The organism is Paraburkholderia sp. BCC1885 (assembly GCF_900996235.1).
GTDB lineage: Bacteria > Pseudomonadota > Gammaproteobacteria > Burkholderiales > Burkholderiaceae > Paraburkholderia.
In genome coordinates this window covers 559,974-584,145 of sequence record NZ_CAAJGM010000208.1, presented here as the reverse complement: position 1 = coordinate 584,145, position 24,172 = coordinate 559,974, and the positions used below count along the sequence as shown (strand labels likewise).

27 protein-coding genes and 2 tRNA genes are annotated in these 24,172 nt (G+C 63.4%); 11 read left to right on the top strand and 18 right to left on the bottom strand.

Annotated features, from left to right (window positions below; translation table 11 throughout):
- The first annotated feature begins 403 nt into the window (after nucleotides 1–403).
- Nucleotides 404–721, top strand: a complete 318-nt coding sequence (locus FQ755_RS21190) for a DUF4148 domain-containing protein (protein WP_144156730.1) — start codon at nucleotides 404–406, stop codon at nucleotides 719–721.
- Nucleotides 722–848: 127 nt separating this feature from the next.
- Here the strand turns inward: FQ755_RS21190 and FQ755_RS21185 are convergent, their stop codons facing one another.
- Nucleotides 849–1,220: a Rap1a/Tai family immunity protein gene (locus FQ755_RS21185; RefSeq protein WP_144156729.1), complete on the bottom strand. Its 372-nt coding sequence runs from the start codon at nucleotides 1,218–1,220 to the stop codon at nucleotides 849–851.
- Nucleotides 1,221–1,507: 287 nt separating this feature from the next.
- Between FQ755_RS21185 and FQ755_RS21180 the strand changes: the two genes are divergently transcribed.
- Nucleotides 1,508–2,452, top strand: coding sequence for a cupin domain-containing protein (locus FQ755_RS21180; protein ID WP_144156728.1), 945 nt, complete (start codon nucleotides 1,508–1,510; stop codon nucleotides 2,450–2,452).
- 8 nt (nucleotides 2,453–2,460) lie between these two features.
- On the opposite strand, the gene FQ755_RS21175 is transcribed toward FQ755_RS21180, so the two are convergent.
- The 5 genes from FQ755_RS21175 to FQ755_RS21155 all read right to left on the bottom strand — a co-directional run bounded on the left by FQ755_RS21175 (nucleotide 2,461) and on the right by FQ755_RS21155 (nucleotide 5,808).
- On the bottom strand, nucleotides 2,461–3,405 hold the full coding sequence (locus tag FQ755_RS21175) for a LysR family transcriptional regulator (RefSeq protein WP_144156727.1): 945 nt from the start codon (nucleotides 3,403–3,405) through the stop codon (nucleotides 2,461–2,463).
- 5 nt (nucleotides 3,406–3,410) lie between these two features.
- Complete coding sequence (locus FQ755_RS21170; RefSeq protein ID WP_144156726.1) at nucleotides 3,411–3,605, bottom strand: hypothetical protein; 195 nt, start codon at nucleotides 3,603–3,605, stop codon at nucleotides 3,411–3,413.
- 166 nt (nucleotides 3,606–3,771) lie between these two features.
- A tRNA-Pro gene (locus FQ755_RS21165) sits at nucleotides 3,772–3,848 on the bottom strand.
- An 86-nt stretch (nucleotides 3,849–3,934) separates the two neighbouring features.
- Nucleotides 3,935–5,044 carry an S-adenosylmethionine:tRNA ribosyltransferase-isomerase gene (locus FQ755_RS21160; RefSeq protein WP_260858739.1) on the bottom strand — a complete coding sequence of 370 codons (1,110 nt, stop codon included), beginning with the start codon at nucleotides 5,042–5,044 and terminating at the stop codon, nucleotides 3,935–3,937.
- Nucleotides 5,041–5,808 carry an SDR family NAD(P)-dependent oxidoreductase gene (locus tag FQ755_RS21155; RefSeq protein WP_144156725.1) on the bottom strand — a complete coding sequence of 256 codons (768 nt, stop codon included), beginning with the start codon at nucleotides 5,806–5,808 and terminating at the stop codon, nucleotides 5,041–5,043. Before FQ755_RS21155 ends, FQ755_RS21160 begins: the two co-directional genes overlap by 4 nt.
- A 123-nt stretch (nucleotides 5,809–5,931) precedes the next feature.
- Here FQ755_RS21155 and FQ755_RS21150 point away from each other — a divergent pair, with 123 nt between their 5' ends.
- Nucleotides 5,932–6,537: a helix-turn-helix domain-containing protein gene (locus tag FQ755_RS21150; RefSeq protein WP_144156724.1), complete on the top strand. Its 606-nt coding sequence runs from the start codon at nucleotides 5,932–5,934 to the stop codon at nucleotides 6,535–6,537.
- A gap of 39 nt (nucleotides 6,538–6,576) precedes the next feature.
- Here FQ755_RS21150 and FQ755_RS37550 read toward each other — a convergent pair whose 3' ends face one another.
- Nucleotides 6,577–6,750 (bottom strand): hypothetical protein, encoded by a 174-nt coding sequence (locus FQ755_RS37550; RefSeq protein WP_186308614.1) that lies wholly within the window; start codon nucleotides 6,748–6,750, stop codon nucleotides 6,577–6,579.
- 184 nt (nucleotides 6,751–6,934) lie between these two features.
- Between FQ755_RS37550 and FQ755_RS21145 the strand changes: the two genes are divergently transcribed.
- Nucleotides 6,935–7,135 carry a hypothetical protein gene (locus FQ755_RS21145; RefSeq protein ID WP_144156723.1) on the top strand — a complete coding sequence of 67 codons (201 nt, stop codon included), beginning with the start codon at nucleotides 6,935–6,937 and terminating at the stop codon, nucleotides 7,133–7,135.
- A 261-nt stretch (nucleotides 7,136–7,396) separates the two neighbouring features.
- Here the strand turns inward: FQ755_RS21145 and FQ755_RS21140 are convergent, their stop codons facing one another.
- Nucleotides 7,397–7,705, bottom strand: a complete 309-nt coding sequence (locus tag FQ755_RS21140) for a DUF2288 domain-containing protein (RefSeq protein WP_144156722.1) — start codon at nucleotides 7,703–7,705, stop codon at nucleotides 7,397–7,399.
- Between the two features lie 185 nt (nucleotides 7,706–7,890).
- On the opposite strand from FQ755_RS21140, the gene FQ755_RS21135 reads away from it, so the two are divergent.
- Complete coding sequence (locus FQ755_RS21135; RefSeq protein ID WP_144156721.1) at nucleotides 7,891–8,601, top strand: pentapeptide repeat-containing protein; 711 nt, start codon at nucleotides 7,891–7,893, stop codon at nucleotides 8,599–8,601.
- Nucleotides 8,602–9,367: 766 nt separating this feature from the next.
- On the opposite strand, the gene FQ755_RS21130 is transcribed toward FQ755_RS21135, so the two are convergent.
- The 3 genes from FQ755_RS21130 to FQ755_RS21120 form a co-directional block, all read right to left on the bottom strand.
- Nucleotides 9,368–9,694, bottom strand: coding sequence for a hypothetical protein (locus FQ755_RS21130; RefSeq protein WP_144156720.1), 327 nt, complete (start codon nucleotides 9,692–9,694; stop codon nucleotides 9,368–9,370).
- Between the two features lie 122 nt (nucleotides 9,695–9,816).
- A complete protein-coding gene (locus FQ755_RS21125; RefSeq protein WP_144156719.1) occupies nucleotides 9,817–10,557 on the bottom strand; it encodes a peptidoglycan DD-metalloendopeptidase family protein in 741 nt (246 codons plus the stop codon).
- A gap of 210 nt (nucleotides 10,558–10,767) precedes the next feature.
- A complete protein-coding gene (locus tag FQ755_RS21120; RefSeq protein ID WP_144156718.1) occupies nucleotides 10,768–11,694 on the bottom strand; it encodes an aldose epimerase in 927 nt (308 codons plus the stop codon).
- Between the two features lie 638 nt (nucleotides 11,695–12,332).
- On the opposite strand from FQ755_RS21120, the gene FQ755_RS21115 reads away from it, so the two are divergent.
- Both FQ755_RS21115 and FQ755_RS21110 read left to right on the top strand, forming a co-directional pair.
- A complete protein-coding gene (locus FQ755_RS21115; RefSeq protein ID WP_144156717.1) occupies nucleotides 12,333–13,163 on the top strand; it encodes an undecaprenyl-diphosphate phosphatase in 831 nt (276 codons plus the stop codon).
- 199 nt (nucleotides 13,164–13,362) lie between these two features.
- A tRNA-Arg gene (locus tag FQ755_RS21110) sits at nucleotides 13,363–13,439 on the top strand.
- Between the two features lie 18 nt (nucleotides 13,440–13,457).
- Here FQ755_RS21110 and yfcF read toward each other — a convergent pair.
- The 3 genes from yfcF to FQ755_RS21095 form a co-directional block, all read right to left on the bottom strand.
- A complete protein-coding gene (gene yfcF / locus FQ755_RS21105; RefSeq protein ID WP_260858737.1) occupies nucleotides 13,458–14,126 on the bottom strand; it encodes a glutathione transferase in 669 nt (222 codons plus the stop codon).
- A gap of 26 nt (nucleotides 14,127–14,152) precedes the next feature.
- Nucleotides 14,153–14,656: a M48 family metallopeptidase gene (locus FQ755_RS21100; RefSeq protein WP_144156716.1), complete on the bottom strand. Its 504-nt coding sequence runs from the start codon at nucleotides 14,654–14,656 to the stop codon at nucleotides 14,153–14,155.
- Nucleotides 14,657–14,751: 95 nt separating this feature from the next.
- Nucleotides 14,752–16,755 (bottom strand): AI-2E family transporter, encoded by a 2,004-nt coding sequence (locus tag FQ755_RS21095; protein WP_144156715.1) that lies wholly within the window; start codon nucleotides 16,753–16,755, stop codon nucleotides 14,752–14,754.
- 211 nt (nucleotides 16,756–16,966) lie between these two features.
- On the opposite strand from FQ755_RS21095, the gene FQ755_RS21090 reads away from it, so the two are divergent.
- Nucleotides 16,967–17,458, top strand: coding sequence for a MarR family winged helix-turn-helix transcriptional regulator (locus FQ755_RS21090; protein ID WP_144156714.1), 492 nt, complete (start codon nucleotides 16,967–16,969; stop codon nucleotides 17,456–17,458).
- 93 nt (nucleotides 17,459–17,551) lie between these two features.
- Nucleotides 17,552–19,087: an MFS transporter gene (locus tag FQ755_RS21085; protein ID WP_144156713.1), complete on the top strand. Its 1,536-nt coding sequence runs from the start codon at nucleotides 17,552–17,554 to the stop codon at nucleotides 19,085–19,087.
- A gap of 10 nt (nucleotides 19,088–19,097) precedes the next feature.
- Here the strand turns inward: FQ755_RS21085 and FQ755_RS21080 are convergent, their stop codons facing one another.
- Both FQ755_RS21080 and FQ755_RS21075 read right to left on the bottom strand, forming a co-directional pair.
- The gene (locus FQ755_RS21080; protein WP_144156712.1) at nucleotides 19,098–19,727 is read right to left on the bottom strand and encodes a glutathione S-transferase family protein; all 630 of its coding nucleotides are present in this window, start codon (nucleotides 19,725–19,727) and stop codon (nucleotides 19,098–19,100) included.
- A gap of 172 nt (nucleotides 19,728–19,899) precedes the next feature.
- Complete coding sequence (locus FQ755_RS21075) at nucleotides 19,900–20,130, bottom strand: hypothetical protein (protein WP_144156711.1); 231 nt, start codon at nucleotides 20,128–20,130, stop codon at nucleotides 19,900–19,902.
- Nucleotides 20,131–20,347: 217 nt separating this feature from the next.
- Here FQ755_RS21075 and FQ755_RS21070 point away from each other — a divergent pair, with 217 nt between their 5' ends.
- Together FQ755_RS21070 and FQ755_RS21065 are read left to right on the top strand one after the other, a co-directional pair.
- Nucleotides 20,348–20,737 carry an RT0821/Lpp0805 family surface protein gene (locus FQ755_RS21070; protein WP_144156710.1) on the top strand — a complete coding sequence of 130 codons (390 nt, stop codon included), beginning with the start codon at nucleotides 20,348–20,350 and terminating at the stop codon, nucleotides 20,735–20,737.
- On the top strand, nucleotides 20,734–21,183 hold the full coding sequence (locus FQ755_RS21065) for an NUDIX hydrolase (RefSeq protein WP_144157093.1): 450 nt from the start codon (nucleotides 20,734–20,736) through the stop codon (nucleotides 21,181–21,183). The genes FQ755_RS21070 and FQ755_RS21065 overlap by 4 nt, the downstream gene beginning before the upstream one ends.
- 79 nt (nucleotides 21,184–21,262) lie before the next feature.
- On the opposite strand, the gene FQ755_RS21060 is transcribed toward FQ755_RS21065, so the two are convergent.
- Together FQ755_RS21060 and FQ755_RS21055 are read right to left on the bottom strand one after the other, a co-directional pair.
- Entirely contained in the window at nucleotides 21,263–22,147 is an 885-nt protein-coding gene (locus FQ755_RS21060) for a transporter substrate-binding domain-containing protein (RefSeq protein WP_260858778.1), read from the bottom strand.
- Between the two features lie 110 nt (nucleotides 22,148–22,257).
- Nucleotides 22,258–23,967, bottom strand: coding sequence for a glutamine--tRNA ligase/YqeY domain fusion protein (locus tag FQ755_RS21055; RefSeq protein ID WP_144156708.1), 1,710 nt, complete (start codon nucleotides 23,965–23,967; stop codon nucleotides 22,258–22,260).
- Between the last annotated feature and the right edge of the window lie 205 nt (nucleotides 23,968–24,172).

Below are 24,172 nucleotides of genomic sequence, written 5' to 3'. Positions count from 1 at the left end.
ATTATCGGGCGAACGCCTTGCCTTACCTCACCGATCCGTCATGCGTATTAGTTGCAGACATGGACCCGATGGTGATGGTGCCAGGCCCAATGGCAATGATGATGGTGATAATAATCCGCGAATGCCGGTGCCGTGGCGAACAGGGTGGTTGCGGCGACGGCTACAGCGATGCAAATCTTCTTCATAGGTATGCTCCAGGAAAGGTACCGTTAGCTTAACAGCAGTTTCCGTGCCCGCCCATATTGCGTCATATTCGCACAACTTTTCCATTGTGCGATTTGCAGGAAAAGTGATTTCAAATCTTAGGTATTTACCCTGGGTGAATGCTTTTCTACACTGTGATCACTGGCTGCACACAAACATGTTTGCAGTGCCGTAAAAACAATCACTGGAGGTCGTTACCATGAAATCGCTTATCAAGGCTGTCGCTATTGCTGTTGTCCTTTCCGCACCGGTCGCTTCGTTCGCTCAATCGAATCAGCCGTTGAGCCGCGCGGAAGTCCGCAGCCAACTGGTCCAACTCGAAAGCACCGGCTATCGTCCGGGTGGCGGACACGCCAGCTATCCCGACCAGATCCAGGCCGCTGAAGCGCAGGTTGCCGCCCGGAATGGCTCGACGAGTGGCGTCGGTGGCGTAGCAGGCGGTTCGTCGGAATCGGGCGCTCCGGCCGCTACTGCATCGGCGTTCGCTGGCTCGCGTTCGGTTTATTTTGGCCACTAAATTCATCGCCATAGTTTTTACGCGTCAGGTTTACTGAAATGTCCCGCTATACGTCGTCCTGATGGACGACAGACAGCGGGACATTTTTTTGTATTGCAGACGGGAAGCGCTATCGCCTGACGGCGTTTCAGTCGAGCGCGAGGCCATGCGCCGAGCAAGCCTGACGCATGGCGCGCAAGACGATCGGCTGCATCTTCTCGCCCCACGATTCCGGATGGGCGTCGAGGTATTGATCGACGATGGTGCCGACCTGTTTGGTATTGGCATTCATGCCGCTGATGCAGTGACGCAGTTTCTCGATCTTCGCATCGGGCGCGCCGAGCGCCGTCGAGTAAGAGAAGCCGTCGAGCATGCCGATGACGTAGGCGGCGCGCATCGCTTCACTGCCGCTGCGAAAGAACTTGCCGGTGAGAAAGCCGTCGTCGGCATCGGATGCCGGAGCCGCCTGGACGGTGGAGCAAAGAGCGACGAGCGCCAGAGCGGCTAGGGATTTGTTCATCTGATGTCGGTTCAAAAGAAAAGGGTGCGCTATTGTCTGCCGCGATTGTGACGATTCTGCGGGGACGTCCTAAATCGCCGTCATCCTCAAGGCCGCCACCGCAAGACATCTGCGCCCTGAATCCGAGCAGCAGTTCCCGCGGTCATCCCCTTTATGCAAAGCTGAATTCGATCGACGGCACTTCTGGCGCCCCGGCCGCACGCCTAAAGTCAGGTCAGCTTCTGGCCGCGGCTCCTCTCGCAAAGAAGACCCGCACGAAGCTCCCATCAAGCAAAAAGGAGTAGATCATGCTGACGAAAACGTCCCCCGCGCTTCTCGCCGAATCCACCATCGCGACCGACGACGCGCAATACTTCGAATACACCTCGTCCGCCAATCCGATTGGCGCGAAGCTCATCTCGCGCGTGCCGTTCCGTAACTTCGCGCCCTCGCTTTATGCGGACGGCGCAACCCGCATCGTACCGCTCGACCTGTCGGCGGAGTTGGGCTGTCCCGGTCCCGCGACCGGTCCCGGCTTGAGCGCCAACTTCCTGCGTATCAACGCGGGCGATGCGTTGACGCTCGACCCTAATGCGACCTCGCAGGTTTGCTACGTCATCAGCGGAACGGGCAGCGTGACGCAGGGCGAAACGAGCTTTCCGTTCGCGCAAGGCGATTTCTTCACGCTGCCAGGCGGCCATGCCGCCGTGTTGTCCGCGGACGCGACGGCGACGCTTTATTACGTCAACGATGCGCCGCTTCTGACCTATCTGGGCACGACCGGCGTGCAGGCGCGCTTTGCGCCCACACGCTATCCGGCCGCCCTGGCGCAGGCCGAATTGCGCAAGGTCGCGCAAGAAGCCAATGCGGGACGGCGCAACCGTATCAGCGTGCTGATGGGCAATGCCAACTTCCCGCAGACGCGCACGGTCACGCACGTGCTGTGGGCCATGTTCGGCATCGTGCCGCCTCATTCCGTGCAGAAGCCGCACCGGCACCAGTCGATTGCGCTCGACTTCATCGCCGGGGGCAAGCCGGGCGTCTATACATTGGTCGGAACCGAACTGGACGGCGAGGGCAATATCGTGAATCCGACTCGCGTCGATTGGGAAGCGGGCATGGCGTTCGTCACGCCGCCGGGATACTGGCACGCGCATTTCAACGAAACGAACGAAAACGCCTACGTGATTCCGATTCAGGACGCCGGCTTGCAGACCTATCTGCGCACGCTCGACATCCGCTTCGCTCATTAAGGTTGACGCTATAGCGCGAGTCCGTCGTCCCAGTACGGCGGCTCGCCGAACGCTTCGGCGTAGAAATCCACGAAGGCACGTACTTTCGACGAGACGATTTTCTTCGGCGGGTAGACCGCCCAGACTGCGGGTTCGGCGCGTCCGATGCGCGCTTCCCACTCAGGCAGTGCATGCTGCAGGCGGCCTTCGCGCAGCGCGGTGGAGGCGAGCCAGGTTGGCAGAAGCGCCACGCCGCAGCCGGCCACGGCGAGCGCGAGCACGGCTTCGGAATCGTCCGCACGCAGGCGTCCCTGCAATTCCACCAGCACCTGTTGCGGCGACGCTTGCGCATCGGCAGCGGCGCGGGTGAAAGACCATTTGTCGTCCGGCACGAGCGACAGGCGCAGCACTTCGTGCGCGGCCAGATCCTGCGGGGCGTGAGGCATGCCGTTGCGCGCGAAATACGCGGGGCTGCCGCAGACGATACGACGATGCGGCGCAATGCGTCGCGCCATCAACGACGAATCGGGTAGCACGCCGATGCGAATGGCGACGTCGACGCCGGCGTCGATCATGTTGAGCGTTTCGTCGGTCGAGACGATATCGAGGTCGATGGCGGGATAGCGCGCCATGAAATCCGGCAGATGCGCAACGATATGACGGCGCCCGAATGCCGGCGGCATGGTGACGCGCAACACGCCCTGCGGCGTGCGATTGAGCGACGACGTGACCTCGCGCGCGTCGTCGAGCGCCTGCAGCGCAAGCATGGCGTGCTCACGAAACAGCCTGCCGCCTTCTGTCAGGACGAGCCCACGCGTCGAGCGGTTGAAGAGGGCGATGCCCAGATCTTTTTCCAGCTCGGTGATGTAGCGGGAGACAGTGGAGGTCTTGACGGCCAGTTCGTGCGCCGTCTTGCTGAAGCTCTGCAGTTCCGCTGCGCAAACGAAGGCCCGAACGGCGGCGAAGTAGTCCATGGGGGTTAGACGGAATTGCCGCGCCGCTGCGGTGGCCGGCGATGATGATGACGCGGCGGCGGCACCGGCCGGCAGCGGCGCACCAGATGGCCGCGATACCAGACACGTTTGCACACCACACGGGGATGCGCCTCGGCACTGACGGGCGCGAATGCTGCGGCGAATGCCGCCAGCAGGATGAGCGATACGAATTTACGCACGGATCGATCCTTAAATGGCTTTCTAATGGCTTCAGTCCGTGAGCGGGGGGGGGGGGGCCGTCTGAATCCGCCCGTCTGAATCCGCTCAACCGGACGTCATTATTAGGGAAACCCAAAGACAAAAGAAAAAGGGTTACACGCCGAAACGTGTAACCCTTTGATTCTATGGTCGGAGCGATAGGATTCGAACCTACGACCCTCTGATCCCAAATCAGATGCGCTACCAGGCTGCGCTACGCTCCGACGAATCAGAGATCATATCGTGTCAGACCTGAGGGCGTCAATCTCGAATTGCGAAAAACCAGGAGCGGGCGTTCCGTATGCCCGATTCAACACGTCACGCATCGCTCCTGTTCGCCTGCATGGCGGGGATGCGGCTGGCCATCGCGAAGCACGCAGGTGCGGCGTTCGATCCAGACCGAGTCGCCGAACTCATGCGTGCGATAGCCATGTGTCGCGAGAGCCTCGTTCGCATCCAGCAACGTCACGGCATCGGTGAAGGCGCGCAGCAGGGCGTAGTGGCTCGTGTCCGGTTCGTGCGTGCCGGAGACGATGACGTCGGCGACGCGCAATTGCGTCTGCGGCCCGATGCGCTGGGTCGCGACTCCATCGCCCGCGCGGATGATGCCGTCGCGCGCCGCCGCATGCTCCAGCGCCCGTACCACCGTCGTGCCGATCGCCACGACGCGTCCGCGCCGGGCGCGCGTCGCCGCGATCAGGGCGGCGGTGGTCGCGGGAATGCGGTAGGGCTCGTCGAATGGCAGGCGCTGATCGAGCGCGGCATCGCCGATGGACGACAGGCCGGCCGCATGCGTGAGCGTAGCGAACGAAACGCCGCGCGCGTGCAGCGTTTCGACGATCCGCCAGTCGAGCACGAAGCCTGCCGATGGTGCTTCGAACGCCACCGGCTGTGCGGCGATCGCGGTCCACACGTCCCACAAGGCCAGCGCATCGTGCAGATGCGCGTACTGCACCGGCTTGCCCTGTTTCGCCAGGGCGCGCCAGATGTGGGCGGCGTCGCCGTCGAATTGCAGCTCTACAAGTCGCGGATGATCCAGCATGCGCACGATCGTCGCGCCGAGCGTGCCGAGCGTCAGCCGGTCGCGAGATTTAAGCACGGGCGGGGCGAGACGCGCTTCGGTCGGCGTATGGAAATCGCCCGCGCCGAACACCACGGCGCTAAACCGTTCGACGTCTTTCGGATCGAGCGACGCGCGCCCGGCAAGGCGAATTTCGATCTGCGATCCGCTGGGTTCATGGATGCCTTGCAGGCTGGCCGGCAACGTGGCCGCATCGTTGGCGATGACGCAATCGCCGGGTCGCAGCAAATCGGCAAAGGTGCTTCGCGGACGATGCTCGATGTGGCCGCGCGGGTCGATCACCAGCAAGCGTGCATCGTGCGGACGTTGGATCGGCAGGGTAGCAGCGCGCATCGTCATGGCCGTTCTCCTTCTTCCGCAGTGGTGGTTTCTTCGCGCCCAGGCGTGGCTTGCCGCAGGGCTTGCAAGGCAGATTCGATGGCATCGGCGAATTCGCGGGCGGCGTCGGCGGGGCGCTTCAAGGTGGCGGGGTCGTCGCCGGGCGCGGCCAGCGCGTGCAGCGGCGTGTCCATGTCACCGGGGTCGAGCGACAACACCCGCACGCGCTGCGCCGCCAGTTCCTGGTCCCAGATGCGACTCATATGATGCAGCGCGGCTTTGCTCGCGCCGTAGGCGCCCCATGTGGGATACGGCTGGATGGCCGCGTCGCTCGAAACGTTCAGCACGAGCGCGCCGCCGTGTTCGCGTGCCGCGGCGCTCAACGAGCCGAGCAGGGCGCGCGTGAGGCGAAACGGTCCGAGCAGATTGGTCGCGAGCGCGGTCTCGAAGTCTTCGCATGGCGTGTCGGCGAGCAGGGCGAGCGGCACGGGGCCGAGCGCCGAGGCGTTGTTCACCAGCACGTCGACGCCGCCAAGCACGCCGCTGATCTGCGTCGCAAGCGGATAGATGTCCGCCTTGTTCGCGATGTCGCCAACGATGCCGACCACGCGCTCCGCGTGCGAACGCGCCGCTGCGATGTCGGCCACGCGCCGTTCACGCCGGGCGACGAAGGCGACGCTCGCACCGCGCGCCAGCAGTTCGTCGAGCAAGGCAAGGCCGAGTCCCGAGGTGCCGCCGGTGAGCGCGACGCGAATGCCATGCAGGCTCGGGTGGGTTGATTTCATGCGGGTTCTCCGTTGAGGGCGAGACGTTGCGCTTTACCTCTGCTGTCTCGATGGCCCGATAATAGGAACCCCACGCCGCACGGCCGAGTGCGATGTCCAACTCCTTGTCAGAAAGTCGATACGATGGACGAGACCGCTTACGAACCCGCACGCGAGAGCGCAGCCGATGCGTCACATGCGGCGCAGCATCTGGCGCGCAACCTGGTCGCATTGCGCCACGCCCGCGCGCTCACGCAAGAAGGGCTCGCGAAGGCCTCGGGCGTGCCGCGCTCGACGGTGGCGAATCTGGAATCGGGCGAGGGCAATCCGTCGCTGGCGGTGCTGATGAAGGTGGCGGGGGCGCTCGGCGCGCCGCTCGATGAACTGCTGGCGTCGCCGCGCGCCAAGGTGCGCAAGTGGGGCGCGGACGATATCTCGGCGCAAAATCGCGGCAACGGTTTGACGATCCGCCCGCTGGTCCCGGAGCCGATGCCGGACGGCATTCTCGAGACGATGTCTTTCGCGCCGGGTGCCTATATGCGCGGCACGCCGCATCTGCCCGGCACGCGCGAGTATTTCACCTGCATGGAAGGGCGCGTCGCGATTTTCGTAGCGGGAGAGCGGCACGCTCTGGAGACGGGCGATGTGCTCGCCTTTCCAGGGCACGTGCCGCATTCGTATCGCAACGAGGATGCGCAGAGCGAGGCGCTTGGGGTCTCGGTGGTTGTGCTGGCGAAGGCGGGAGTGTAAGCGGTTCGCAGTGCCGGCGGCGCTGCGAACCGTTGCCGCTTAATGCCTGCGCCGCGTCCAGTTGAGCAGGTGATGCTCCGACAACCAGTGGTGCATCATGCCTTCGCCGTTGTGTTCACGGCGATAGGTCCGCGATTCGAAAATCGACAGCCCTATCAGCACCAGCAGGCCTACACCTAGCCCGATAAAACCCGCGATCGATTCGGTATCCATGGCAGCCTCCTTTGACGATTGCAGCCATCCGTACATAGTAGTTCACGCTTCGCCAAAACGGCATATGCGCGACGCATGGGCTATGCATATGCCCTATGCGCAGCGCCGCCGTCGATGCGGCGGCTGGCGCTTTGCAGGTAGACTCTCGGCGCGCCTACGTCGTTAGGTTTACTTTTGAGAGTCTATGAATCGCGCCCTTTTGACTGCTGTTTTTGCCGTGGCCGCTCTCGCCGGCTGTTCGAACGATCCCGCTGCCGGCCATCACGGGCCGCCGCCAAAAGATCCGCCGGATTACCACGGCGTGCCCACCGACGACCGTCCGCCGACCATCCTCGACACGCCGGATGCGCCGCAGGCCGCACCGCAGCAAGCCGCACCGAAATAAACGCGTGCGAACGGCATTGCCGGCGTGGCGTGCCCGCCCGGCAATCTGCGATACCCCGAGCCGATCGTGCAGAAGGCGGAATGAAGGCGAAGCGCCGACGCGGGCACGCCGGCGCTTCTGACCCGCGCAGACTGTTCGCGCGGAGAGCGCGGGCTGCAGCCATTCTAGGACGCGCGGCCTGCCCGATATGTATGCGCTTGTTTCAACCCGTAACGGGAATGCGCGCGAGCCGATGCGCAGGCAAAACGGGGCATGGCGCCGTCAACCGCGTTCCTGCACGCAGACCCACGGCGATACCACCACGGCCCAGAGGTCCGGATCGCGCGCGGCGAAATCGGCGGCGGTCTCGGCCTGAACCCGTTCGAGCAGACCTGCCGACAGCCACTGCGTGACTTGCGTCGTATCGTCGTTGGCGATAGCCTCGGCGACGCTCACCAGATCGAGGTCGCGCGCGACGCGCAGCAGGATGCCGCGGGCGAAGAAGCGCTCCAGTTCCGGCCAGCCGATCTGCGCAGTTTCGGCCAGCAGCGAGAGGTAGAGCGGGCTATGGGCGGCGTCGTTCGAGGTCATCTTGGTAGCGGATTGCGGGTCGGCGGGCCGTTACTATAAACCATGGGCGCGTGCGTCACGGCCGCAGCTGACGCCGGTACGCCCGGCATTTTGCGCCGATGGACGCGCCGTTTTTGCCTTAACTTCACCGGACCGTCACCGTCCGTGGGCCGGCGCACGCCGCGCCGAACAGGAATCGCTTTTTCATGCCGAACAATTCTACGACGCCGGCCGCCGGCATTCATACCGTCGCCGGCGTCACGCTCGCTCGCGAAGACGTGCAGCAGCTTCTCGCCGCGCATCGGCAGCCGCTGCGCTTCGAAGATTGCGATTTCGAGGGCGCGGACTTATCGCGGCTCGATTTGCGCGGTGTCGAATTTCATCGTTGCACGATCGCCGAGACGTCGTTTTTCGGCGCGACGCTGACGCAGAGCCGCTGGCTGCGCTGTCGCGGCCGGCAGGCGGATTTCGCTTCCGCGGACCTCGTCGACGCCGCGTTTCAGTCGAGCGATCTCAACAATACGACCTGGCGCCGCGCGAGGCTCGCCTCGGCCAGCTTCAACGGCTGCAAGCTGACCGGCGCGAATTTCGAGGATTGCAGCGCGTTGGGGCTGAGTTTTGTGGAAACCTTGCTGATCGGCGCGTATCTGCGCGGCCTGTCGTTTCGTAAAGCCACGCTGCAGGAACTCGATTTCTCCGATGCGGATCTGGCGGGCGCTGATTTTCGCGAGGCGACTTTTGCTGGCGGCAGTCTCAAGGACGCCAATCTCAAGGGCGCCCGCTTCGACGGCGCGGATCTGCGTCTGGTGGACCTGAGCGGCGTCCGGCTGGTCGATGCGGGATTGTTCAAGGGCGCCACCATTTCGCATCAGCAGGCCGCGGTTCTGGTCACCGAACTGGGTTTGCGTGTGCTTTGAGGCGGAATTCGCAAATAGCGAAATAATGGCCGGCGCCGCTGTTATCCGGATATGGCCGCAATGCCAGGCGGCTCGATTCCGAATGTGCGGTATCGATCATTCAGAGGTTTATCTCGGCATATTTAACAGATAAAATGCTCCGCATGATGCGAATAAATCAGAAAATCCGATGAAAGAAACGAGCGGTTGAAAAAAAGATTGATGATTTAATTCGCCGATGCGTGCGGTTTCGTACCAAGGGTTGTAAGCTATAAAAGTTGAAGCTGACGCTTTTAAGGCGCAGATATTTTTACCACGCCCACGTGATTTCCTGCCACCCTTGACTTGTCGACCTGGCTATATGCGGCAAGGGCCCAGCGGGATTTCAATGCCTTATTTCGGAGCCTGCTCAAGGCTTCCATCCCGTTTCATTTGACTCGGTTTATTCGAGTTATCTCGCTATTTTATGTTCACGGAATGCGTATTCCGTGCGGCGACTCACATTATCTGCGCAATTAATTGATTGCATATGCCGGAATGCATTGATAGATTCCGTACTGGCGCATGGTGAACCGGTCCTTTACCGATATGCGCCGAACCCCCGTTAGCCCGGCCTAGAGCCGGGCTTTTTTTCGTCCGATTATGGCGTTGCATTCGATGCGATTTATTGCGGATTAATTGACATCGAGCGCGAGGTCCGAGGCAAATGCGCGCGATCAAGTCTCGTGCCTGCCCCCGCTATGCCGCCGTGCGGGCGATCTCGGGCGGCAGATGCGCCGCCCCGTTATTACTGCTTGCAGCGCACCACCATGGAGCGGTTCTTGACGTTGGCGCCGAAGATGCCGCCCACCGTCCCGCCCGATGTCGCGCCATTGTCGACATCCTTCGAAACCACGTCGTAGCCATACGAGCCGCAGACTTCGCCCGCGCGCTTGTAGCATTCGGCCCAGCTCTGGCTCGCGTCGCTGCCGCTGCAATTGATGGCAAAGCCGGTGTCGCCGCTCGGCAAATAGGTCATTTTGGTCGAGCTGGCGCAACCGCCGAGGCTCAGGAGTGTCAGGGCGGCGCAACTCGCCGCCACGGCGACGGCCGTTGAGGTCCAGCCAGATTTCATCGGAGGTTCCTCGCAGAGTGGGTGACGGACGCGGTGGTTCGCCGTGTCCAGTGTCTGATGGAGCGTCGCCGGGGAGCCGAGGTTCCCGCGCGACGCAGCCAGCCAAGTCACCGAGGACGCAATTAGCGTGCCGGTAGGGCGCGCGATGGATCGATCGAGCGGCCCTGGTAGCGCAATTCGAAGTGGAGCATCACGCGATCCGTGTCGGTGTCGCCCATTTCGGCGATCTTCTCGCCTTGCGTCACGCTTTGGCCTTCCTTCACGAGCAGCACGCGGTTATGCGCGTAGGCGGTCAGGTAATCCGCGTTGTGCTTGAGAATCAGCAGGTTGCCGTAACCGCGCAGGCCGTTGCCCGCGTATACCACCGTGCCGGCCGCGGCCGCGACCACCGGCGTGCCGGCGCTGGCGGCGATATCGATGCCTTTCGAGTTCGAGCCGTCGAAACGGCGGATCACCGAGCCGTTGACCGGCCAGATCAGCGAGATCGAACTGGCGGGCGCCACGGCCGGCGATGCATCGTCCGGTGCGCTGCGGGGCGCCGGCGCGGCAGCGGCGCCGCCACGGCCGCCATTGCTGCGCGCGGCGCCGCTGCCGCCGCTGACCGTGGCGGTCGTCACCGGCGCCGAATTGCCCGGCGGGGCGACGCGCAACACCTGGCCGACCTCGATGCTGTCCGGATTCGGCAGATTGTTCCAGCGCACGATGCTTTGCACCGACTGCCGGTTGCTGCGCGCGATTTTCGACAAGGTATCGCCCCGTTCGACGCGATAGAACCCCGGGCCGACCGGCGCAGACCCGCACGCGACGAGTACGGCGAGCAACGACACGCATGCAAGCCGTTTCATTCTTCTTGTTCCCAACATTGGACCTCGCAAAGCGCTGCCGCGCGCCGATCCGGCGTCGATCCCGCGCCGGCCCCCGATGGTCCCGGTCACGCAGCAGGTGGGCAAATAAACGTCTGATTTTAACGGTTTTGCAGTGCAGCACGCGAAACGGCTGAGACCGCAGGCGGTCGCAAGGATGGGCACGTGAAGGCAGGCCCGCCATGCGCGAGCCTCCTTTTGCCCGGCGAATCAGCGCAGAGTGTCGACGCTGATGCGCAGCGCCGCCGTCTCGGTCTGTCCCGGTTCGAGCCAGCGCAGGCCAAGGCCGTTGTGGATCGCATCGGGCAGCCCGAGCCATGGCTCGACGCAATAGAAGTCCGACTCCGCCGCTTCGGTCCACGTGGTGACCGCGTACCAGGGCACCGAGCCCGGCCGGTTCAGGTCGATCGTGACGCTGCGGTTCAGGCCCGGCGCCACGAGTCGCACCGGCTGATCCGGCGCGCCGTCGAAAACATGGAAGCAATCGATGATTTTGGCCTCGTCGAGCGTGTAGCTTGCCTGGCCGGGCTCGGCGGCGCTGATCGATCCATCGGGCTTCTGGTAGCGGCCTTCGGTGCGCGGCAGTTCCAGCACGGTTTTGCCGCGCTGTGTATGCGGCAGCGAGAAGTAAAAGTGGTGACCGGCGTAGTAGGGCAGCGCGGACGTGCCGGGCGTGCCGGTGTTGACGGTCGTCAGCTCGACGTCGAGCGTATGGGCGTCGACGAGGCGGTAGACCGCTTCGAAACGGAAGCTGAACGGATACGCCGCGCGGGTGGCGTCGCTATCGGCGAGCGTCATGCGCAGTGCGGTGCCGCTGCCATTGGCGGGTTCGACCACAGCCGCAAACGGCAGGTCGCGCGCGAAGCCGTGCATCGGCAGATCGCGCACCGTGCCGGCGGCGTCGCGCCAGCGGCCAATCTGGCCGTCGACGCGATGGCGTCCAAGGAACGGAAAGAGGAGCGGATTGCCGCCGCGAATGCGCGCGGGCTGGCTCCAGTCGGCCGCGTCGGGCCAGTGGATCACCTGCTGGCCGTCGATCTGCCACGACAGTAGCCGGCCGCCGGCTTGCGGCGCGAAACGCAGGAGCGAAGCGCCCTGCGCGATCTCAATGATGTCCTGATGCTGGAATTGGGCCATGTTGCACGGTGTAGTTGAAGGCGGTGAATTCGACGGGCCGCGCCAAAATGCGCGGCGCGAGGCTGATTTTGCGCTGCTTTGAGCTACGGGGAAACCCTTCTCGGGCAATTACGGGTTCGCGGGGCCGTCCGGGGTGACGATAATTCGTCTGAACTGACCGGCCATATCGAGGGCCGGACCTGACTGTCTCCGGAGGCGCGATGGATCTCGCAATGGCAATGGGCGTAGCCCTTTTCGGCATGTTCGCCGTCAGCACGGTGTATTTCTTTTACCAGCTCGGGCGTTAAACGCGGCAGCCGGCCCGTCTCAGCTTTCCCTGTGGCTGTCTTGCGGTTATTCAACAGGTTGCCTCCGTAGCCGCTCTCCGGTTGTCCCAAGTCCTGCCGCGCCGCTTTCCTGCGGCGCAAATCCCTCCCGTTCCTCATTTGCGAAGATTCGCCCAGGCAATCGGCCAGATGGCTTGCTGCGGCGTAACAACCGTATCGAGTTGTGACGCCGGGCGGCGAAATTTCCCCAAACGTGGCGCAAACGCTTGGCGCTGACATAGCGGCCAGGCATAATCGGTGCGCTTCCAGGCGTCGGCTGCATCAGGCCGGCGTGCTGCTCCTTGATTCATTACTCACTAAAAGGACTGCCGCGTGAGCTTGTCGTTTCTGATTTTTTTGAGCGTGCTGCAGGGCGTCACGGAACTGTTCCCCGTCAGCAGCCTCGGTCATACCCTGCTCGTGCCCGCGCTGTTCGGCATGCACATTGACGCCCACGCGCCCCAACTGCTGCCGTTCCTCGTCGCGCTGCATCTGGGCACGGCGCTCGCGCTGCTTTGGTACTTCCGCGAGCGCTGGGTCGCGCTGATCCGCGGCTTCTTCGCTTCGCTGGGCGGTCGCCGCAACGACGACGGCCACATGATGTGGGCGTTGATCATCGGCACGATTCCGGCGGGCGTGGTCGGTCTCGTGCTGGAAAAGCGGCTCGAGCTACTGTTCCACGATCTGCGCATCGTCGCGGTGGCGCTGATTGTCAATGGCGTGCTGTTGTGGTTCGGCGACCGTCTGCAGCGCGCACGCGTGCATCAGGCTCCCGAGAAGCTGACCTTCCGCCAGGCGTTTTTTGTGGGACTGGCGCAGATCGGCGCGCTGATTCCGGGCTTCTCGCGCAGCGGCCTGACGATGATCGCCGGCAATGCGGCCGGTCTTACCTCGGAAAAAGCGGCGGAGTTTTCGTTCCTGCTCGGCACGCCCATCATTTTCGCGGCCGGTATTCTCGAACTGCCGAAGCTGTTTCACGCGCCCGGCCAATTGGGCGACGCGCTGCTCGGCGGCGTGCTGACGGCCATCGCGGCTTATCTGAGCGTGCGTTTCCTGATGCGTTATTTCGAAGGCCGCGGGCGTCTCGCGAGTTTTGGCGTGTATTGCGTGATTGCCGGCATCGTCTGCCTTGGCTGGTTCATGCTGCATGCACAGCCGGTCTGAGCCGGCGCGGCACTGGCGTGAAACCTGGGGCGCAGCGGCCTGACGATGGCCGCAGCCCGCCTGGTGGGCTGCCTGGCAGGCTGCTTCGTCGCCCCGCTTCGTAGTCCCGCTTCGTAGTCCGTCTTTCAGGTTCGGTTATAATCCGGCCCCTGCGCGGCTTCGCACGCGCCGTTAAAATTCCAGTCTTATCTCCTGTTTTCCGCCCTTAGCTCAGACGGATAGAGCAACGGCCTTCTAAGCCGTAGGTCACACGTTCGAATCGTGTAGGGCGGGCCACTCCTTTTGGTCAAGGCATCAAGCCGCGGGCCGCTCCAGCTTGACCCAGCGCTGCACGGACGGTCTTTGCCACTGATACGTGGCGTAGTGCGCGAGGCGTTGCGGCACGGCATCCCCATTCAGTACGAGACGGTTGAGCATGACCGCGAGATCCACGTCGGCGAGACACCATTCGTTAAAGAGATTTGGGCCACCGTGCGCGAGTAGCGCTTCGGCGGCGGCGAACAGCTTGTCGATGGCCACATGTGCCGCGTCGGAGAGCGGGATATCGCAAGCGCGATAAAACACCACTTCAGTCGAGCGTTCCTGCCGGATCGGCATGAGATCGCTGCGCAGCCATGCCTGCACCTGGCGCGCTCGCGCGCGCTGGTGTGTGTCGGCCGGGTAGAGGCGGGTGCCTGCGAACACCTCATCGAGATATTCCGTGATGGCCGACGATTCCGTCAGCGTGAAGCCGTCATGAATCAGCATCGGCACCCGCTGCGTCAGCGACGGCGCGGCGAAGTCGCGTTCGCGATTAGCTTCGCGTTCGAGATCGACGGTCGAGAACTGGAATGGCAAGCCCTTTTCATGAAGGGCGACGAACACCGACATCGCATAGGGGCTGGTGAGTCGCGCGTCCGCGTAAAGATGAAGACCCCGATGAAGATTCGGAAGAACACCAGACTGAAGATTGCTTGCTGACACAGGCTTGCCTCTGCGGGGAGTAGGGCTCAGGTGGACTGTTCGCGCACCAGCTCGCGATGCGTCAGGTAGAGACGCAGGTCGAATTCGGTCTGATGATAGCCGGGCTGCATGAACTCACAAAGCCGGTAGAAGGCTTTGTTGTGGTCGCTTTCCTTCAGATGCGCGAGTTCGTGGACGACGATCATGCGCAGGAATTCGGGCGCGCCCTCCTTGAACAGCGAGGCGATGCGGATTTCTTTCTTCGCCTTCAGCTTGCCGCCCTGCACCCGCGAGATGGTTGTGTGCAGGCCGAGTGCATGCCGCAGCACGTCGAGCTTGCTGTCGTAGATGACCTTGTCGATGGCGGGGCCGCTGCGCAGGAATTCGCGCTTCAGGTCGGCGACGTACTCGTAGAGCGCGCGGTCGGTTTGCACCGTGTGCCGCTGCGGATATCGGTCGGCGAGGTAGGCGCCCAGTTGCTGCTCGGCGATCAGCCGGCGAACCTTGTCCTGTAGCGCGGCCGGATAGGCGCTAAGGTATTTCAGATGCATGACGGGTCGCAGGATGACGGGTTCGGGGGAGGCTTGATGGGTATTGTAGCGGCCTGGTCAGCCGCTGATCGACCGCTAAGCCGCTAATCGGCCGGCTAGTCGGCTCCTTGAACCGCCCCCTGAACCTGCTCCTGCAGCGGCGGCTCGGCTTCGGCGCGCGTCTGCTCCTGGCGGCGCGGCGTCACAAGTGTCGCCGCCCGGCACTCTTCGATCAGACCACGGAACGTCGTGGCATTGCGCGTGCTGCCGTGCGCGACTTCATCCGCGCCACTGTCCGTGGGGCCTTCCACCACACCGCCGAAGCCGACGATTACCGTCATGGGCAGCGGCTGACTGCGGATTCGCCGGAGCAGGTTGCGCAGATACGGCGGCGATTCGGCGGCATCGAGCGACACCACGCAGAGCAGCGTCACGCGTTCGGCTTCGATCACTTCGCCGCGCGTGCTGCGGAATTGCTCGTAGGTCGTCGCGACCGTCGCAATGTTCTGCCGGCCGAGCAGTTGCACGGCAATCGCCGTGGCCACTTCGTCGAAGGCGCCGCGTCCCGAGATACACAGCACTACCGCGTGTTCCATCGCTTGCTGGCGGGCGTCCGTCTCTTCGACGCCATCGCCGTAATGCGGCTCGGTACGGTCCCGCGGCGGCGCGGCGCTGGTCGCCTCGGCCGCTTCGGGCGTGCCGATTTCGTCCGGCAGGCCGCGCACCGTTTCCAGATTTTCGATGATATCGACCACCGCTTCGTTAAAGCGCAGCAGTTGCTCGGCGGTCAGCACGCCGCGCAGCGCGTCGTTGCGTGCGAGGCGCAGCCCTTCGAGCGCGACCTGGTCGTAGTAATCGATCACGGACATCTCGCTGAGCAGCCGGTCGGCCTGCACGATGGCTTCGTGCGGATCGTCGGCGAGGAGCCGCTGATAGAAAGTCTGCGCGGGCGTGAGAGCCGGTTGATCGCCGAGCAGGATGGTCAGGAAGTTGAGGCGGTCGGCATAGCGGCCCAATGTGACGAGGCACAGCGTGAGCGGCGTCGACAGCACGAGCCCGACGGGGCCCCACAGCCAGCTCCAGAAAATCGCCGCCACCACGACGGCGAGCGGCGACAGGCCCGAGCGGCGACCATACAGATACGGCTCGGCCACCTGACCGGCCACCAGATCGACGACCACGAACAGAACCAGCGTCCATACGGCCATGGTCCACTGCGGCTGGATCGCGGCGCCGAGACAGGTGGCCAGCAGAGCCGCAATCCAGATGCCGATGTACGGCACAAAGCGCAGCAGCGCCGCGACCACCCCGAACAGCAGCGCGCCCGGCACGCCGATGCCCGCGAGGCCAACGGCGAGCACCGCTCCCACGCTGAGATTCAGGCCGAGTTGCGCGACGAAATAGCGGCTCAGGCGGCTCGCGGCGTCGTTGATGGCGGTGGTGGTGCGATGCAGGTCGCGCGAACCGAACAGGCTGATCAGGCGGTCGCGCAAATCCTCGCGCTGCAGCAGGATAAAGATGGTCACCACCAGCACGATAAAAGTGGTCTCGAGCGGCGCGATGGCCGGCGAGAACGCCCGCTGTGCGAGCTGCATCGGCGTGAGCGCGGGCTCGTGCACTTCGACGGGCAGCGGCGCCTGCGGGGCGTTGCGGTTGGCCTTGCCGAAGCTGCGCGGTGCGGCCGGGCGCGACGGCGCAACCCGTTGCAGGGTGAGCGCGGCCCTGCCCATCAGGACATCGGCGCGGCCGACGGTCTTTTCCTGCACGGTTTCGATCTTCTGCTCGATGGCGACCTGATATTGCGGCAGATCGGCCGCCAGCTGGACGATCTGCGCCGTGATCAATGCGCCCGCACCGAGCACGATGGCCAGCGCGAAAAACACCGCAATGAAGATCGACGGCAACTGCCCCATGCGCAGGCGCCGCAGTGCCGCCACCAGCGGCGCGAGCAGGAAGCTCAGCAGCACCGACAGCGTGATCGGAATCAGGACGGCGCGGCCGAAATACAGCCCGCACACCACGACGACCCCGGTTATCACCGACGCGAGGCCGTGCAGGCTGGGCGAGCCCGGCGGATACACGCGGTTGGTCCGTCCGTGGGGCGGCAGCGAAAGTTTCATGTTGGCGACGTTCTGGTTGGCGGGGCGGGAAGATGTCCCCAAGGCTCTGAGTGTCCCTCAGGGTCTGAGGATACAACCGCACAGCATAGCAATCCACACGCCCGCTTCGCAGATCCGCCCCGCATTCTGCGGCGAGGCGTTTGCACGCGGCGCTTGTCAGTCGACCTTATTGAGATAGAATGCTGGCATATACCTGTAATTCGAGCATGCGATGAAATCACGGCAGACGGCATCGGATCACCCTCACGGCGGCCCCAGCGTCTGCGTCAACGCGGCGATCCGGCGGGCCGCGCGTCGCATGGGGCAGATCTACGACGACGCCTTCGAGCCGATCGGGCTGCGCGCCACCCAATACTCGCTGATGGCGCAGATCGATCGGGTGGGCGCGCCCACCATGCGCGTGCTGGCCGAGCACCTCGTGATGGACCTGTCGGCCCTGGGTCACACCCTGAAGCCGTTGATGCGCGACGGTTTCGTGGAACTGGTGGTGGATGAAGAGGATCGCCGCCGCCGCCGGGTTCATCTGACCAAGGAAGGCCGCGCCAAGCTGGCGCAGGCACGCCTCATCTGGAAAAAAGTCCAGGTCGGCTTTGACGATGTTTTCGGCCAGCCGGGTGCCGCGCAATTGCGAGCCACGCTGGATCTGATTTCCTCCGCGAATTTTTCCGAGCGCATGACTGCGTTGCTTGAATCGATGTCCTAAGTGGTGTCCTGAGTTGTCTCCTGCGCCGCCGGCATGGCACGACATGTCCGGATGGCGCGCGGCAGAACCCGCTGTACCTCACAGGTGGTTGAAATGCAAAACAGGTTGCTGGTATTGCTGTGCGTGTCCGTGCCGTCGTTCATGATCAACCTCGACGCCAACATCGTGGCGGTGTCGCTGTCGTCGATCGCACGCTCGCTGCACGCGGATTTCGCCGCGATCGAATGGGTGATCAGCGCCTACACGCTGGCTTTCGCCACCCTGGTCATGCCGGCCGGGGCGCTGGCCGACCGCTTCGGCCGCAAGCGCATGCTGGTGGTGGGTCTCGCTGTCTTTACGCTGGCTTCGGGCATCTGCGGCGCGGCGACGTCCACTACCGTGCTCAATTACGCGCGCGCCCTGCAGGGCGTGGGTGCGGCGCTCCAACTGAGCGCCGCGCTCGCGATTCTGGCGCATAGCTTCCAGGGCCGGGAGCGTGCCAGTGCGTTCGCGTTCTGGGGTTCGGTGATCGGCGTGGCCATCATGCTTGGGCCGGTGGCGGGCGGGCTGATCACGCAATTTTTCGGCTGGCAGTGGGCCTTCTACGTGAATCTGCCGGTCGGCGCGGCAATGATCGCCTTGACGCTGTATGCGGTGAAGGAGTCGAAAGACCCGCATGCGATGCGGGTCGACACGGCCGGCGTGCTGACGTTTAGCGGCTTTCTCGGCATGACGACACTCGCGCTGATTTCCGGTAATCGCGATGGCTGGTTCAGCCGCGCGATCCTGGCAGAATTGGGCGTGGCCGTTGTCATGCTGATCGCCTTCCTGTGGGTCGAGACGATTCAGGCCCGGCCGATGGTCGATCTGAAGTACTTTCTGCGCCGCACGTATCTCGGCGCGAATATCGCGGGCGTCGCGTATGCCGTGGCGTTCCTGACGATGCTGACCTATCTGCCGTTTTTCTTCCAGAGCGCGCTGGGCTATGCGCCGCTGACGGCGGGGCTGCTGATGCTGCCGCTGGCCGTGCCGCTCTTCGTCGTGCCGCGCATCGTCGCGCTTTATCTCGACAAACGTCTGTCCGGCCGCACGCTGCTCGTTATCGGATTGGCCTGTGTCAGCGTGGGGCTGCTGCTCACGGCCTGGCACATCACGCTGTTTCACTACCCGGTGATTTTCGAAAGCATGCTGATCGCTTCGATGGGCGCTGGCATTCTCAATGGGCAGATTGCCAAGGTCAGCATGACGGTGATTCCCGTCGAGCGGGCGGGAATGGCTTCGGGCGTGTCGGGGACGATGCGCTTTAGCGGCATCGTGGTGGGTTTCGCGGCGCTGGGTGCGGTGCTGTTTGCGCGGATCGGCGCCAGCGTCGCGGACGCGTTGCCCGATCTCGCCGGCGCCAACCGGCTCGCGATCACGCATGCGATCGCCGACGGCAATCTAACGTCCGCCACCGCGCTGATTCAGGCCCATGGCGGCGCCGCATCCATCGCGAGGGCCAGTCTCGGCTACGGGTACGAAGGCGTGTTGCTGAGCGCCGGACTCGTCGCGCTGGCTGCCGCCGTGCTGTCGTGGTGGCTCGTGAGCGCGGCGGAAACCGCGCCGCATGAAGCGGCGACGCCGCAGGTCATGGAGCTTTCCGTGGATTGAGTGCGCGGGATCAGGGCGTGCCGTTGCGGCAATGGGCCAGAAAGCCCGGCCGCTGCGCGAGGCGCTCGAAATACGCGGACACTGCGGCGAAGTGCGGATGCTCCAGCGGCGTACTGAACCAGCGGTTGAGCGACAAGCCGATCGGAATATCCGCGAGCGAAAAATCCCGGCCCGCGATGTAAGCGCCTGTTGCGGCTAGCTGCTCGTCGAGGATGCCAATCAGGTACGTCCAGTTGGCGCAGGATGCCGCGATCGCTTCGGCATCCTGATGAGCCGGCGACTTTCTGACCAGCGCAAGAAACGCATAACTCCACGAGCGGTTCAGTTCGGCGGCTTGCCAGTCGATCCATTGATCGATTCGCGCCCGCGTTTGAGGCTCGGTGGGATAAAGCTGCGCGGCGCGGTCGCTATAACGGCTGGCCAGATAGCGAATGATCGAATTCGATTCCCACAGCACAAAGTCGCCGTCCTTGATGACGGGCACCATCGCATTGGGATTGAGCGCGAGAAAATCGGCGCTATGGGTGGAGCGGAAACCGCCGCCCCAGTCTTCCTGTTCGAACGGCAATTGCAGTTCCGCGCAGGTCCAAAGCACCTTGCGGACGTTGATCGAGGTGGTTTTCCCGAGTATTTGCAGCATGCGTGCTCCAGTGAGTGGCGGCACGCAACAGTTTAGGGGAGCCGGGCGGGGACGGACAACGACAAGAACAACGACAAGGACAACGACAAGGACAGTGCGGGACGAACCGGGCGGCGCGTCCGGTCGGACGGGCGCCATTCTTCAAGGCGCGTGGTTCAGCACGCCTCGAAACTTAACCGTTGATCAGCAGATAACAGCCGCCGATCAGCAGTACAAACGATGCCAGCAGCGTTACCACGCCCATGCGCGTGACGACGCCTGGCCACTTCGGACGCGGCAATGCGCTGAGGCTGACGATGCTCGGCACGGGCGCCGGATCGCGCCGCACCAGAAACGGCATGAGCGCGATGCAAAAGAGCACGAGCACGAACGAAAAAAACTTGAGAGCGAACGAGAGATCCATGATGACGGCGCGGCGGATGCGCGATGTGTGCAACGATTTTGCGTTAAGCGAGCCATCTTATTAATTCGGCGCGCCCAGCACTATGAGAGAAATCTGAAAACGCCTTTAATGGATAAGCATCCGGCCACTGTCAGGCGGGCGTCATGCTATGCTTTTCAGGGTCCAGATCACGAACCGTCTCGTGACCGCCCGAACGATCTCTCGAGGAGAACACTCAATGTCGATGCGAACCCGTGCCCTGTTTCACGTCACCGTGGGCGGATTGCTACTGGCTGCATCCGTGGGCGCTTATGCGGCGAACCTCGGCTTCCTGAGCGACACACCGATCGCCTACATGAAGCAGCGCGACATCGATTCGGTGAAGAAGGCCGTGCAGGACGCGCTCGATTCCAAACAGGACGGCGAAGCCGCCACCTGGGTCAACGAAGGCACCGGCAACAGCGTGCATATCGACGCCACCATTACCCCGCAAGGCACCGCGAAAGAAGGCGAGCGCACCTGCCGCGATACGACGGTGGTGCTGAATGCGAAAGGGCAGTCCATGACGCTGCGTCCGCAATTCTGCCGTGAAGGCAGCGGCGCGTGGCAACTTCAGAAGAAGCATTGAGCGCGCGGATCGTCTCCTGCGGGGTCGTGCTGCTGGACCCGGGCGGGCGTGTGCTGCTCGCGCATGCCACCGAGACGTCGCATTGGGATATCCCGAAAGGGCACGGCGAAGAGGGCGAAGCGCCGCACGTCACGGCCTTGCGCGAGATGGTCGAGGAAACCGGCATGGTGATCGAGGCTGGGCGTCTCAAGGATCTCGGCCTGTTCGTCTACCGGCGCGACAAGGACCTGCATCTGTTCGGCGCCCGCGCGCATGCCGATGAACTCGATCTGACGCGTTGCACGTGCACGTCGATGTTCCCGCGCCGCTCGGACGGCACATTGATTCCCGAGATGGACGCTTATCGCTGGACCGCGCCGGAGGAAGTCGAACGGTACGCGAGCCGTAGTCTCGCGCGGCTGTTTCAGACTACGTTGTCGCTGGCCGAGCTGCATCGCAGCGTGTGACTGCGGCAGCGCGTCTTCATGAAACCCGAGGCACGAAACCCGAGGCACGAAACAGGACGGATGGGCGCGCAAAACGCGCTCAGTCGAGGGCGTGATCGTTCGGATGGGCAAACAACGCGCGCATCGACGCCGACAACGGGAAATTGAGATTGATCCCGTGAGGCGGGATTGGCTGCGTGAACCAGGTGTTATAGAGGCGTTCCGCGTCGCCGGAAGTCTGCATGCGGTCGATCACGCCATTCACGAGCCCGCGCATCGGCGCGTCGCCTTTGCGGAACATGCAGGCGTAGGCCTCGTAGCCAAGCGGCGTACCCGTCACGAGGAAGTCGTCCGGGTGCGGATCGGTGGCCTTGAAGCCGTAGACGATCGGTTCATCCATTACAAAAGCCACCGCGCGGTCTTCCTTGACCGCAGCAAACGCATCCGGATGATCGCGCGCGCTGGTGATGCGCATATTGAGATGCCTGTTCGCGTTCAGCTCGCGCAGCAGGCGCTCGTCGGACGTGCCGGCGGTGGTTACCACGGCCTTGCCCGCCAGATCCGGGAAATCGGTGATGCCGCTGCTACGGCGCACGATCATTCGCACCGCGTATTGAAAGAAGCTGTCGGAAAAGGCCGCTTCGCTTTCGCGGTCGTGCGTGTGGGTGGTCGAGCCGCATTCCAGATCGATCTGATTGTTCTGCAGCATGGGGATGCGGTTCGACGAGGTCACCGGAACCTCGCGCACCTTCAGATCGGGCAAGTCGAGCGTTTTTTTGATCTGCTCGACGATGGCAAGCGCGATGGTCTGCGAATAACCCACCGTGCCGTGTCCATCGAAATAGGAGAACGGAATGGAGGCTTCGCGCACCCCAAGCCGCACGACGCCGTCGTCGTGAATTTTCCGCAGTGTGCCGGTGAGGTCCTGCGCCTGCGCGGCGCCCGCGAGCCATGCCATGACCAGCGCGGCCAGGGTGGAGCGCATGCGTGACGAGCGGCAGGCAGCAAACTTCATCGTTCCTCCCGGAGCGGTGCGCGCACCGTCAATCTGGCCAAAACGTGATGCGGCCGCGTGGCCGCATCACCAGACCCAGCTTACGCCGGCTTGCCCCAACTGTCGCGCAAAGTCACGATGCGATTGAAGACCGGCTGGCCCGGCCTGGAATCGACCCGATCGGCGACGAAGTAGCCGTGCCGCTCGAACTGATAGCGCTGCTCAGGCAGCGCGTCGCGCGCGCCCGGTTCCAGGTAAGCGTTCACCACCCGTTTCGAGTCCGGATTGAGTGCTTCGAGGTAGTCGCGGCCACCGGCGTCCGGTTGCGGTTCCTTGAACAGGCGGTCGTAGATCCGCACTTCGGCTGGCACGGCGCCCGCAGCGCTGACCCAGTGGATATTGCCCTTGACCTTGTAGTTGTTCGCGCCTTCGGTGCCTGACTTGCTGTCCGGGAAGTAATTGCAGTGGACGGCGGTCACGTTGCCGTTCTCGTCCTTGTCCGCGCCCGTGCATTCGATCACGTAGCCGTAACGCAGACGCACCTTGTTACCCGGGAACAGGCGGAAGTAGCCCTTGGGCGGCGTTTCGGTGAAGTCGTCGCGCTCGATCCACAGTTCGCGCGAGATCGGAAAAATGCGCGTGCCATGTTCCGGATGATGCGGATGCACCGGCGCGTTGCATTCCTCGGTGAGGCCTTCAGGATAGTTGTCGATGATGAGCTTGACCGGGTCGAGCACGGCGGCTATACGCGGCGCCTTGTCGTCCAGATCGTCGCGCAGTGCGCCTTCGAACACGCTCATGTCGATCCACGAATCGACCTTCGTCACGCCGATGCGCTCGCAGAACAGCTGGATCGCCTCCGGCGTGAAACCGCGCCGGCGCACGCCGACGATGGTGGGCATGCGCGGATCGTCCCAGCCGTCCACGTGGCCTTCGTTGACGAGTTGCAGCAGCTTGCGCTTGCTGGTGATCGCATACGTGAGATTCAGGCGCGAAAACTCGATCTGCTGCGGCAGCGGGCGCGTGAAGATGCCGGCTTCGGCCAGTTCGTTGAGGATCCAGTCGTAGAGCGGGCGGTGATCTTCGAACTCCAGCGTGCACAGCGAATGCGTGATGTTTTCCAGCGCGTCCGAGATGCAGTGCGTGTAGTCGTACATCGGATACACGCACCACGTGTCGCCGGTGCGGTAGTGATGCGCGAAGCGGATGCGATAGATGACCGGGTCGCGCATATTGAAGTTCGGCGACGCCATGTCGATCTTCGCGCGCAGCACGTGCTCGCCTTCCTTGAATTCGCCCGCTTTCATTCGGCGGAACAGATCGAGGTTCTCCTCGGCCGAACGTTCGCGGAACGGCGAGGGTGTGCCCACTTCCGTGGCCGAGCCGCGATTGGCGCGCATCTCTTCGGCCGACTGGCTATCCACATACGCCTTGCCGCGCTGGATCAGCAGCTCCGCGAATTCGTACAGCTTGTCGTAGTAATCGCTCGCGTAGTAGAGATGTTCGCTGGCGCCTTTCTTCCATTCGAAGCCGAGCCATTTGACGGCGTCGATGATCGAATCGACGTATTCGACGCTTTCCTTTTCCGGATTGGTGTCGTCAAAACGCAGATGGCAGATGCCGCCATAACTGCGCGCGACGCCGAAATTCAGGCAAATGCTTTTCGCGTGGCCGATGTGCAGATAACCGTTCGGTTCCGGCGGGAAACGCGTTTCCACGCGCTGGCCCCACTTTCCGGAGCGGTTGTCTTCGTCGATGATGTTGCGAATGAAATTGGATGCCGCTGGCGCGTCGTTGCGTTCGGTATTCATGCGAGATGGAGAAGGTCGGTCGAGGGCGCGCAATGCGCTCACTTATCTGTCGATTCTACCTGACGAGTACCCTTCTGACAGACCGAGTGCGGCTTCCAGCCAACGATTCGAGTCTTTTCGGGCCACATGGCAGGCTGTAACAGGACGTAAATCGCTTTGTTGACGCATACGCGGCCACCTTAGGATGCGACCGTCGCGGCGCCAC

Excerpts from the sequence above, each read along its gene's own strand:
- FQ755_RS37550 (WP_186308614.1), bottom strand. The coding sequence starts at position 6,750 with ATGGATACCGAATCGATCGCGGGTTTTATCGGGCTAGGTGTAGGCCTG.
- FQ755_RS21055 (WP_144156708.1), bottom strand. The coding sequence starts at position 23,967 with ATGAATACCGAACGCAACGACGCGCCAGCGGCATCCAATTTCATTCGC.
- FQ755_RS21190 (WP_144156730.1), top strand. The coding sequence starts at position 404 with ATGAAATCGCTTATCAAGGCTGTCGCTATTGCTGTTGTCCTTTCCGCA.
- FQ755_RS21060 (WP_260858778.1), bottom strand. The coding sequence starts at position 22,147 with ATGCGCTCCACCCTGGCCGCGCTGGTCATGGCATGGCTCGCGGGCGCC.
- FQ755_RS21100 (WP_144156716.1), bottom strand. The coding sequence starts at position 14,656 with ATGCATCTGAAATACCTTAGCGCCTATCCGGCCGCGCTACAGGACAAG.
- FQ755_RS21120 (WP_144156718.1), bottom strand. The coding sequence starts at position 11,694 with ATGGCCCAATTCCAGCATCAGGACATCATTGAGATCGCGCAGGGCGCT.
- FQ755_RS21185 (WP_144156729.1), bottom strand. The coding sequence starts at position 1,220 with ATGAACAAATCCCTAGCCGCTCTGGCGCTCGTCGCTCTTTGCTCCACC.
- FQ755_RS21080 (WP_144156712.1), bottom strand. The coding sequence starts at position 19,727 with ATGCTGCAAATACTCGGGAAAACCACCTCGATCAACGTCCGCAAGGTG.
- FQ755_RS21145 (WP_144156723.1), top strand. The coding sequence starts at position 6,935 with ATGAATCGCGCCCTTTTGACTGCTGTTTTTGCCGTGGCCGCTCTCGCC.
- FQ755_RS21075 (WP_144156711.1), bottom strand. The coding sequence starts at position 20,130 with ATGGATCTCTCGTTCGCTCTCAAGTTTTTTTCGTTCGTGCTCGTGCTC.
- FQ755_RS21095 (WP_144156715.1), bottom strand. The coding sequence starts at position 16,755 with ATGAAACTTTCGCTGCCGCCCCACGGACGGACCAACCGCGTGTATCCG.
- FQ755_RS21160 (WP_260858739.1), bottom strand. The coding sequence starts at position 5,044 with ATGACGATGCGCGCTGCTACCCTGCCGATCCAACGTCCGCACGATGCA.
- FQ755_RS21135 (WP_144156721.1), top strand. The coding sequence starts at position 7,891 with ATGCCGAACAATTCTACGACGCCGGCCGCCGGCATTCATACCGTCGCC.
- FQ755_RS21155 (WP_144156725.1), bottom strand. The coding sequence starts at position 5,808 with ATGAAATCAACCCACCCGAGCCTGCATGGCATTCGCGTCGCGCTCACC.
- FQ755_RS21150 (WP_144156724.1), top strand. The coding sequence starts at position 5,932 with ATGGACGAGACCGCTTACGAACCCGCACGCGAGAGCGCAGCCGATGCG.
- FQ755_RS21090 (WP_144156714.1), top strand. The coding sequence starts at position 16,967 with ATGAAATCACGGCAGACGGCATCGGATCACCCTCACGGCGGCCCCAGC.
- FQ755_RS21085 (WP_144156713.1), top strand. The coding sequence starts at position 17,552 with ATGCAAAACAGGTTGCTGGTATTGCTGTGCGTGTCCGTGCCGTCGTTC.
- FQ755_RS21070 (WP_144156710.1), top strand. The coding sequence starts at position 20,348 with ATGTCGATGCGAACCCGTGCCCTGTTTCACGTCACCGTGGGCGGATTG.
- FQ755_RS21125 (WP_144156719.1), bottom strand. The coding sequence starts at position 10,557 with ATGTTGGGAACAAGAAGAATGAAACGGCTTGCATGCGTGTCGTTGCTC.
- FQ755_RS21180 (WP_144156728.1), top strand. The coding sequence starts at position 1,508 with ATGCTGACGAAAACGTCCCCCGCGCTTCTCGCCGAATCCACCATCGCG.
- FQ755_RS21175 (WP_144156727.1), bottom strand. The coding sequence starts at position 3,405 with ATGGACTACTTCGCCGCCGTTCGGGCCTTCGTTTGCGCAGCGGAACTG.
- FQ755_RS21130 (WP_144156720.1), bottom strand. The coding sequence starts at position 9,694 with ATGAAATCTGGCTGGACCTCAACGGCCGTCGCCGTGGCGGCGAGTTGC.
- FQ755_RS21140 (WP_144156722.1), bottom strand. The coding sequence starts at position 7,705 with ATGACCTCGAACGACGCCGCCCATAGCCCGCTCTACCTCTCGCTGCTG.